This window comes from Spirosoma endophyticum (genome assembly GCF_900112365.1).
Lineage (GTDB): Bacteria > Bacteroidota > Bacteroidia > Cytophagales > Spirosomataceae > Spirosoma > Spirosoma endophyticum.
The window spans coordinates 1-8349 of sequence record NZ_FOLQ01000046.1 but is presented as its reverse complement, the minus strand read 5'-3'; the positions used below and the strand labels follow the sequence as shown (position 1 = coordinate 8349).

The 8349-nt window shown below is 44.1% G+C and carries 11 protein-coding genes and 1 pseudogene; all 12 read right to left on the bottom strand.

The features are described 5' to 3' along the window. Nucleotides 1-36: 36 nt before the first annotated feature. Nucleotides 37-384, bottom strand: coding sequence for a nuclear transport factor 2 family protein (locus BM202_RS35085; RefSeq protein ID WP_093835047.1), 348 nt, complete (start codon nucleotides 382-384; stop codon nucleotides 37-39). 158 nt (nucleotides 385-542) lie between these two features. Beyond that, nucleotides 543-908, bottom strand: coding sequence for a DUF3859 domain-containing protein (locus BM202_RS35080; protein WP_177236814.1), 366 nt, complete (start codon nucleotides 906-908; stop codon nucleotides 543-545). Nucleotides 909-1017: 109 nt separating this feature from the next. Continuing rightward, nucleotides 1018-1431, bottom strand: coding sequence for a hypothetical protein (locus BM202_RS35075; RefSeq protein ID WP_093835043.1), 414 nt, complete (start codon nucleotides 1429-1431; stop codon nucleotides 1018-1020). Between the two features lie 80 nt (nucleotides 1432-1511). Continuing rightward, complete coding sequence (locus BM202_RS35070) at nucleotides 1512-1811, bottom strand: hypothetical protein (protein ID WP_093835041.1); 300 nt, start codon at nucleotides 1809-1811, stop codon at nucleotides 1512-1514. Nucleotides 1812-2264: 453 nt separating this feature from the next. Further along, on the bottom strand, nucleotides 2265-2771 hold the full coding sequence (locus BM202_RS35065; protein WP_093835039.1) for a PH domain-containing protein: 507 nt from the start codon (nucleotides 2769-2771) through the stop codon (nucleotides 2265-2267). Between the two features lie 42 nt (nucleotides 2772-2813). Then, the gene (locus BM202_RS35060; protein WP_093835037.1) at nucleotides 2814-3215 is read right to left on the bottom strand and encodes a hypothetical protein; all 402 of its coding nucleotides are present in this window, start codon (nucleotides 3213-3215) and stop codon (nucleotides 2814-2816) included. Between the two features lie 638 nt (nucleotides 3216-3853). Further along, on the bottom strand, nucleotides 3854-4093 hold the full coding sequence (locus tag BM202_RS35055; protein ID WP_143100873.1) for a hypothetical protein: 240 nt from the start codon (nucleotides 4091-4093) through the stop codon (nucleotides 3854-3856). Nucleotides 4094-4379: 286 nt separating this feature from the next. Next, nucleotides 4380-5057: a recombinase family protein gene (locus tag BM202_RS35050; RefSeq protein ID WP_093835033.1), complete on the bottom strand. Its 678-nt coding sequence runs from the start codon at nucleotides 5055-5057 to the stop codon at nucleotides 4380-4382. A gap of 183 nt (nucleotides 5058-5240) precedes the next feature. Further along, nucleotides 5241-5489, bottom strand: a complete 249-nt coding sequence (locus BM202_RS35045) for a hypothetical protein (protein ID WP_245776937.1) — start codon at nucleotides 5487-5489, stop codon at nucleotides 5241-5243. A 316-nt stretch (nucleotides 5490-5805) separates the two neighbouring features. Beyond that, a complete protein-coding gene (locus tag BM202_RS35040) occupies nucleotides 5806-6126 on the bottom strand; it encodes a hypothetical protein (RefSeq protein WP_093835031.1) in 321 nt (106 codons plus the stop codon). 318 nt (nucleotides 6127-6444) lie between these two features. Then, nucleotides 6445-6777: a DUF3471 domain-containing protein gene (locus BM202_RS38650; RefSeq protein ID WP_245776938.1), complete on the bottom strand. Its 333-nt coding sequence runs from the start codon at nucleotides 6775-6777 to the stop codon at nucleotides 6445-6447. A gap of 105 nt (nucleotides 6778-6882) precedes the next feature. Then, a pseudogene (locus BM202_RS38645) lies at nucleotides 6883-7986 on the bottom strand (serine hydrolase domain-containing protein); the annotation flags it as partial. Nucleotides 7987-8349: the final 363 nt, after the last annotated feature.

Genomic DNA, 8349 nt, shown 5'->3' with positions numbered 1-8349 from the left:
TAAATCTATTTTTTGACTCACCTTCAAAATTTACAATTATACGAGTTCAATATCCATTCTTCGTAACAAGTCGTCTTGTATAGTGTAAATGTGCTTTACTATTCCATCGAACATCAGTTCACCTTGCAAGTCCTTTACTATTTGGTGAACCGTCACTTCTAATGTTCCGTCTTGTCTTTGGTTAAGTCCGATTGGTTCAACAGTGGGGTTTATCTCCGCCCATTGTCTTGTCCAATACTTCCGTATTTCATCATGTCCACTTACGTAACCCCCCTCAAATGCTTTCGGCCATTGCACATCGGTGTGCATATGGGCTAAGACGGCATCAACATGCCGAGCGTTAAAATCTTGGTAAAGCTGACGAAAGATTGGTTGGTAGTCCATAGCTTAACAAAAGGTTTTGATCCTTTGGGTGATGAATCAAAGCTATGCCAGATCTGATGCGGTTGAGCGTCAGTAGCGATTGAGATTTTAACAGATTTACTTGAGAAGACTACAATCAGGCTGTTATATAAGTGGCATTAAGATAACCTAAGCAGTAGTTAATCATACAGTTCGAACGACTTTTCAAGCAAGATTCTACCAAATTGTTCAATTTGAAAGATCCACTTTCCGCTTATCATCTCCCAAGCATGTTCGATTCTATAATAATCAAAGTTTCCTCCATCAGCCGAACTATACTTTTCCTCAATGGTCTCTTTATAAGCCTTTCCCGTAGTTGGGTTTATCAAAATAGGGTGTAGAATACGGCATAAAAAAGCATTTTGAGGCCCTTCTACCTGATAGGAAATACCAAAAACTAGGCCCCTTTTCAACTTCACTCTATCGACTTTCTCCATAAAGATTAAGTCTTCAGCTCCAAAATGATAACCGGTTGGACTCAGCGGGGCACTACTAACAGACTCCATAGTAGGCCTACAAACCCCGTAATTGATCAACCGAGCATTACTCCCCATTGTATAAAAACTGCCTATTTCAGTTGTCTAATTTGCTTTATGTTGACCCAGCAAAAGGATTTTAAGTAAGGGGTGCATTTTTCAAGTTAAACCAGGCATTGCCTTCTTTACTGTATAATAATATCAAGGCTGATAACTGTAATATACCAATAACGAACGAAATCAATTCCGTTAAGAGGTCACCTTCTAAAAAGCGATCCATTGTCAGAAACGTACTAATACCGCCAAAAACGAAAGAAACCAGACTAATCGTTCGAGCCCACTTCTTTCCAGCATTTATTTGTGTGATTAGAAAGTATAGGAATGCTTGCGTGAGAACGGCAATTAGTATAGGCTTTATTTTCTGTTGGGTAGTTGACTCTAATCCTAATAAAAAGACATATGAATTTATTAAACCTATTCCAAAGGCGACATAACTTAAGTTGATGGCTGTTGCCACTTTTTTTGGCTTTGCGAGAATTGTTTCATCTATCATGTGAATGGTGTTTTTGATTGACAAGTTAATGATCAACGGCCCTTATATTTATAATAATGACGTACTGTGTCGGCTTGTTCTTAATAAAGGGTCATGAGTTCGCTCGTTTGCATTTCCCTGGACGCGTAGTTAGAACCTCTTGATAGATAATATTTTAAGTGTTGCGATTCATATTGCTCTAAAATGGTAAGTTGCGCTCTATTCTCTTGGTAAAAGGTACGGGATTGAACTAATCGCCGATACAGGGAATCATTTTTGTAGTAAGCAATATAGTCGCTCCTTCCATCATTTTCGTGTTGAAACGTCAGGTTGTAGCCTTCCGTTTGGGGCGAAATCGTACGAGAGGGTGTAACCGTTTTAATCCATTCCCACTTGCCCATTAGTTCTGAAGCTAAGGGGGGAGTGCCACAACCACAAGGTTGCTCAGGCTTTTCGCAAGCTTGTAGAAACAAACAAACTAACAGCCCCAGGATAGGTAGCCTTATTTTAATAGAATTGTTGGTTTAGTTAGAAGTTGCCCCATTACACTCACAAAATGTTGTTTTCCGCTCTATACAAGCGTTTTGCATAAGTCAGGCGAAAAGTTAACCATAATTCCAGTTTAGTTTAACAATTTCTTTGATTAATCACTCGGCCATGTCAACGAATTAAATGATGTTAGTCAACCATTGTTTTGCCTAGTTTAAACAAGGCAAAATACATCCAGTTGCACTTTGACGCTTTTACAATATTTGACCGCTTAACATCTGCTGCTGAATTTTTGTTGGGTGTTCAATGACACGGGAAAAATGGCCATGGCCAACTTACATTGGATTAGAAAGAGTAACCAATCCCTAGTATTTATACGTAGGCAAAAGGCTAAATTTGTCATATATCCGCCATATATATTTTCTAGGCAAAGCCTTTTGCACATTAATATAATCACCAAACAGTAGACAGGTAACGTGAAGCTTTATACCATCCGTGAACTCGAGTTCTGCATAATAATACGGTTCTGTGGCAAAGAAAATTCTGGCAAAACCTTCAATACTCTTTGAACCGACTACGGTTACTTTTGTCAGGTTTTCTAATGGATAAGTGAATACTTTCCCCCTTCTGTCAATACTAATATTGTTCTTGGATATTGTCACTTTTTTATGTCTATCTTCTAAATAGTAATCTAAATGAATGATAAGAGCAGGAGTAGCGCAAAAGATGATGCCAGCATATAAAATTTTAGATGAAAGGTCAGTAATTCCAATGTTGTAATAAATAGCAACAAATAACAAAGGTGATACTTGAAGTATCGCTATGATTATAGCAATCAGGTGTTTAGATAAGTTAGTTTGAATTGTGATCATCGCACATAAAAGGCTTTTAATAATAAAATTTCTCAAAACAATTTAATCGTTCCAATGAGAATAAATCAAGTCAGAGGGCCATCCTTCGGGGGGGTTATGGGACAAACTATCTGATACGGGTGTCTCCCAATCCACCCTAATAATTGTATCATTTTCGCAACTGATTTTCACATAATACTTATCTCCAATGTCATATCCATTTGGATCATTTATTGATAGATATTCTTTAATGACCAATCTATTTTTATATCGAAAATCAAGTGTGCCGAACCTGCCTGTCCTTTTATAATAAGTGTCCGTTAATGTCCCCGTAACTACTTTGTAACATTCAGAAATAATATGCCGTTGTATAATATCCTTTATGGCGACATATACCAGCATACCTATAGCAAAAACCGCTGCCATTAAATTCTGCCAAGTCCATCCAGCAAAAAGCTTTTTCATGCCTGAGTTTTTATGGACCAACGTTGACTAATAGGGAAAAACCGAATGGTTGTATAAGTGGTGTGGCCAAGCTTTTTCGTGGTTCTGTAAAGCTGGCGATGTCGACCGGCTTGGATTAACATACCGACCGGTCTCCCTAGTTGGAATAATTCAACTTGGCCTGATTCGCTCTTTCTATAAGTCTTTTTAAGTCAGATTTTACCGTTCTAACTAGACGGTTAAACGAGTGATATATACCGCTGCCAACTTCCGCAACAAGCACTGATGTTATTAGAAAGCACAGACTAAAACACAAAGCGGAACTATATACATGAACCATTCCGCTTTGCCGTTCACTGTGATCACTTGTTTTGTTTCATTTTTCCCACGTACAGCGATAGATTCAGTCCAGCAAACGATCGGTTGGCGTTCAGATTACTAAAAGCAGTTACACCCATCCCAACTGACTTGGTTGACGTAATAAATCGAACCTCAGCAGGTAAGCCAACGGTGGAATATCGAACTGATTGGTACAACTGCTCGGAGATGAAGGGTTTATCGATTGGCCCGAGGTAGGTACCCCGATTGGTTCCCCAAACGTTGCTGACACCGGTTGAGAAACGGAATTTACCCGTCCTGATGCCATACAGTAGAGCGAATTATTGCGCTATTATGCCGGGGGCATTTTTAGAAAACAGTTCCCGGTTATCGGTATAACGAGCTGTCAGCAGCGAAGGCTTATTAGCGAATTCGTAGCCCAAGGCGATCATGCCGCTAGGGAACTGGCTCTTGCCTAGTCCAACCCCCAGCCAGTAGTTCCCTGGACGGGTCTGCTGGGCGTACCCCGGGGTCGTCGTTAAGTAAAGCAGGGCAACAGCGCAAGCGAAAAGTCTCATCATAACGGGTTACTAAATCAGTATAACAATAAAGTTACAACTAGAAAGAATAATAATTTTTGACTGCTAGTCTACTCCAGTAAACTAAACTATCGTACCGTTGTGAGTACCGAATGGCAGCATCAAGCGCTGACCAGTGGTCCACCACTGCGGCTCATTCAATAGCCTACGGCCTAGGTAATCCCACTAGTTTTTATCGGGGTACGATTCAGGTAAGTGAAGCCACCACCCCTTTCTTGGTAAAGTACAAATAGTAGATTAAAAGCTTCCGTCTCCACTAGTTCGTTCTTTAGTTGAAAAGTGCAATTAGTCGCTGCACCTGCACGGCTTGAAAAAGCTTCCCCCGACGGGTCCGAAATCCGTGTTCATTGAGCGTGGCCGCAATATCACTCCAGTTTTCCCCCGCCCCCCGCAGGGACCGGGCATAGGCCGCAGCCCGCCGATTGTTCTCGTGCGCGCGGGCATTCTGCTGGCGAATGACTAACCCCTTTTGGGTAGCCTCAGCGGTGAGGTTTTCGGGTTTGCCCAACACGAAGCCCGCCCGCTTTTTTTCGGCCAGGGCTTTGCGCGTTCGATCGCCAATGACTTCCCGTTCGTGCTGAGCCATAGTGGCCATCACCCCAATGGTGAGGGTGTTGGCTTCGGGCATATCGGCGCAGACAAACTCGACGCCCGAATCGCGCAGGGTAAAAATAAAGGCCACGTTCCGGGTGAGTCGGTCGAGCTTGGCAATGAGCAGGACGCCGCCCTGCTGTTTGCAGTGGGCAATGGCTTTGAGCAGTTCGGGTCGGTTGTTTTGTTTGCCCGACTCGATGTCGGTGAATTCGGCCACGATTTCCCCACGATTGTAAATAAAGGAACTAACGCTGGTGCGCTGGGCCGAGAGGCCCAGGCCGCTGGCGCCCTGGCGTTGGGTGGACACGCGGTAGTAGGCGACGTAGTGTTTGTATCCGAAAGGGTGTTCCACGGCACAAATTGCAGGTTGGTTAGGTAAAGGTAGAGATATTTTACATTTTCTAAACGCACGTTTAGAAAATGTAAAATGCACACAAAAATCAATCGTTAGCAGACAGGCTCATGCTAAACTATGTGAATTGTTATTTTTAGTTACTTAATGGGCGAGTAGGGGGGAGGCACGCTTGGGAAGAAATTAGTCTGGCCATTTCTCCAAGCCTGCAGCAATGCGAAGTGCCCGCTGCACATCTTCCCAATAATAGCCACTGTCATAACCTGTCGACAACCGGTCGCAGATGGTCAGAAAATCATTGGCGGCATCAAACCGCAGCCGCGGACGGTCGCTGTTTTTCCGGAGCGGGTTGCTCGGGTTGAGCCGGGAGTTGATCAGATACACCTTCCATGCCAGAAAGAATAGGTTATAATGAATACAAAAAAGCCCCACGGGTTGTACCAATGGGGCTGAAGTAACGTAACAGTATAAAAACGTCCGCCTAAGCGGTTTATTGTATGCTCAGAAACAGGTAAGACCTTATTTAGCACTTTATTTCTATAGGCTCGTTGGCTACCCAAATTCATTACCTATAGTAAGCTCATTTCTTAGATACCTTTCCAATCGAACGGTCGCCAGGTCGGAAAAAGAATGCTTGACTCTTTAAATGAAAAGTCACTGTCCGCCGTTGCGGCTTATTGTACTGAACGAGTCCAGGCTTCCGAACTGAAATAAAATTAGGCATCGTACTTTATTTATGATGGTGTAATTATTCATTTCCCTTAGTGCTGACCAGAATCACACCATCTTTTGCTTTTATACCATACGTGTCAACCAGATTATTGGTTGGACTCGACTTTAAAACAGTCATGCTTTTTATATCACTAGGATTAATCTTGACCTTTTTAATATCATCAATTTCAACACCATCTATTAAGACAAGGGGTTTAGCTTCAAAATGAGATTTTTCGTTGATTGTTAAATGTAAAGGTTCTGATGGCGTAATTCCTGATCCTTCTTTATGACAAGCAGTAAAAAATAAGCAAGAGCAAGCCGTCAAAACGATAGTGGTGATAAGTCTAAGTTTCATAGTCTAGTCTGTTAGAAAGAAAACCTGAAGCAAGTAACAAAAACTTTCAATACTGTATTCTTCTGAAATAGCTTGACTCTATTTCAGAGGAATACAACATGGGGTCGCTCCGCCGTTGCGGTACCAAATGGCAAAGCGACCCACCCATAGAAATCGGCCTGGTTAAAGCTTTTTTTGAGCACATCCTGAAGGATCTGTTTGTCCAGGCTCAGGACGGCCACTACTTATTTCAACTGGCGATTCTCTTCCTCTCCGACAGACCATCCCAACTGTGTCAAGTACCCCTATATGTACTCTACCTGTGCCCGTTACCTCTACCTACTGTTTACGAAATAGGTAAGGCTCCGCATCCACGAAATCAGACACCCGGATCTCGACTTGTTCAGCCTGCTGATTGGCAATCCTAAAGTTGACGGCGGTAATTCCCCAACGTGGGTTTGAAAACGTCAGCCGGAAGGCCTGCCCATCCATGTACTCCAACTGGGCCGTCAAGCCGGGGTGATGCTGAAAATAGACCCGTAAACGTTCGTTGGTTTGGGGCCCCTTATCGGCTTGGATCGTTATGGTGCCGTACAGAGGATGGGTATAGGTACCTGTATACGCCGTAAGCGGTAGGGGCAGGGGCGTCTGTTGGGTGACGCGCTGGTTCATGGCTTTCAGACGTGCTTGGTTTTGGGCTTCTCCCACCCTTGCCTTGTCAAAGAAATACTGATGCCGGTTGGTGTAAGGAACCTGCATATAGGCATCTAAAATTTGCCATAGTAACGCTTCGTAAAACTTGTTGGCATCCTGGTTGGTCAAAATGGCAAACCCTAACTTCAGTTCGGGGACAAAGGCTACATTGGTATGATACCCGAAGGCCCCGCCGGAGTGCACGAAGGTGGTATAACCCGCGTAGTCGAGTAAGCCCACGCCTAGGCAATAGAACTGATACTTAAGGGGAAAAAACGGATGTTTTTGAGTCGATACAATCGTGTTTGCCTGACGCGTCTGGTTAAGTACGGACCAGGGCAGAATCCGTTTGTTATCCACCCGACCACTATCGGTTTGGAGTAGTAACCACTTGGTCAGGTCGCTGACATTGGAGACCATGCCCGTAGCGGCGCCTAAATTGTCCAGCTGATCCAGGGGTAAGCGCGTCAACCGGCCTTCCGGGTTACAGCAGACCGTATAGGGTTTGGCCAGGTTGTCTTTTAGGGAAATGCCCTCAGTCCGCATGTAGGTATGGTCCATGTGCAAAGGCTTTAGAATCACGTTTTCCACGTATTCACTCCAGGGTAGACCCGTTACTTTAGGGATGATCTCGCCGGCGGTCATATAGGCTGCATTGGAATAGCCGAATGTGGTCCGGAAGGGATACCGGGGCGGCAGGTACCGCATACGGTGCATGATCTGCTGGCGGCTTAAAGTACTATTCCACAGCCCAAAATCGCCTTGTTAACTCGACGTGCCCAAGCGGTGGGACAGTAAATCCCGAATGGTGACCAGTCGGCTAGCGGCTGGATCATACAGGGCAAAGTCGGGTAAATATTGGGTAAGGGGTTTATCCAGATCCAGTTTTTTCTCCTCGTGCAGCTTAGCCAGGGCCGTTGCGGTAAATAACTTCGTGTTTGAAGCAATCAAAAAGAGCGTATGGGCATCCACTTTGGCCGGTGTTGCGCCCGGTTCTTCGACTTGCTGTACCCCATATCCTTTCTGAATGACGACCTGGCCATCCTTTACAATCGTTAAGGCTAGTCCTGGAATCTGCCAATCGGCCATTCCTTTTAGAATATAGGTCTCTAAACTATCGCGAATAAAACCGGGCTGTTGGCCCGCTACCTCTACCAGGGTACTCAGGACCAGCCAACCCACCCACATCCATTTTCTCATTAGTGCTGCCTTTGGTGCTTACGGCTCAAATTTCCCGAAGATACAAGGTGGTCATGCCTTGTTGGAGGTGAATGGGGTAGTTTTTTAACTCTTGATCAATGATTTTATGGTCATGGGGCACCGACTCGCTAATAAGTTCCGGATCGATGAAGATGATACTAAGCCGCTCATGTACCTCATGGCCGGCCCGCTCGGTGTGCTTGAGTAAATGTTCGAGGTGGTGGTTTTCATAGAAGCCAGACCGTCAAAATAACGGTGGGTAGTTCTGCAGAAAAGTACATAATTCGTCATTTGAACTACCCTCGTTAGTTAGTGATCTGATTCTCTTTGCTTTATGGTTTAAAAAGTTAG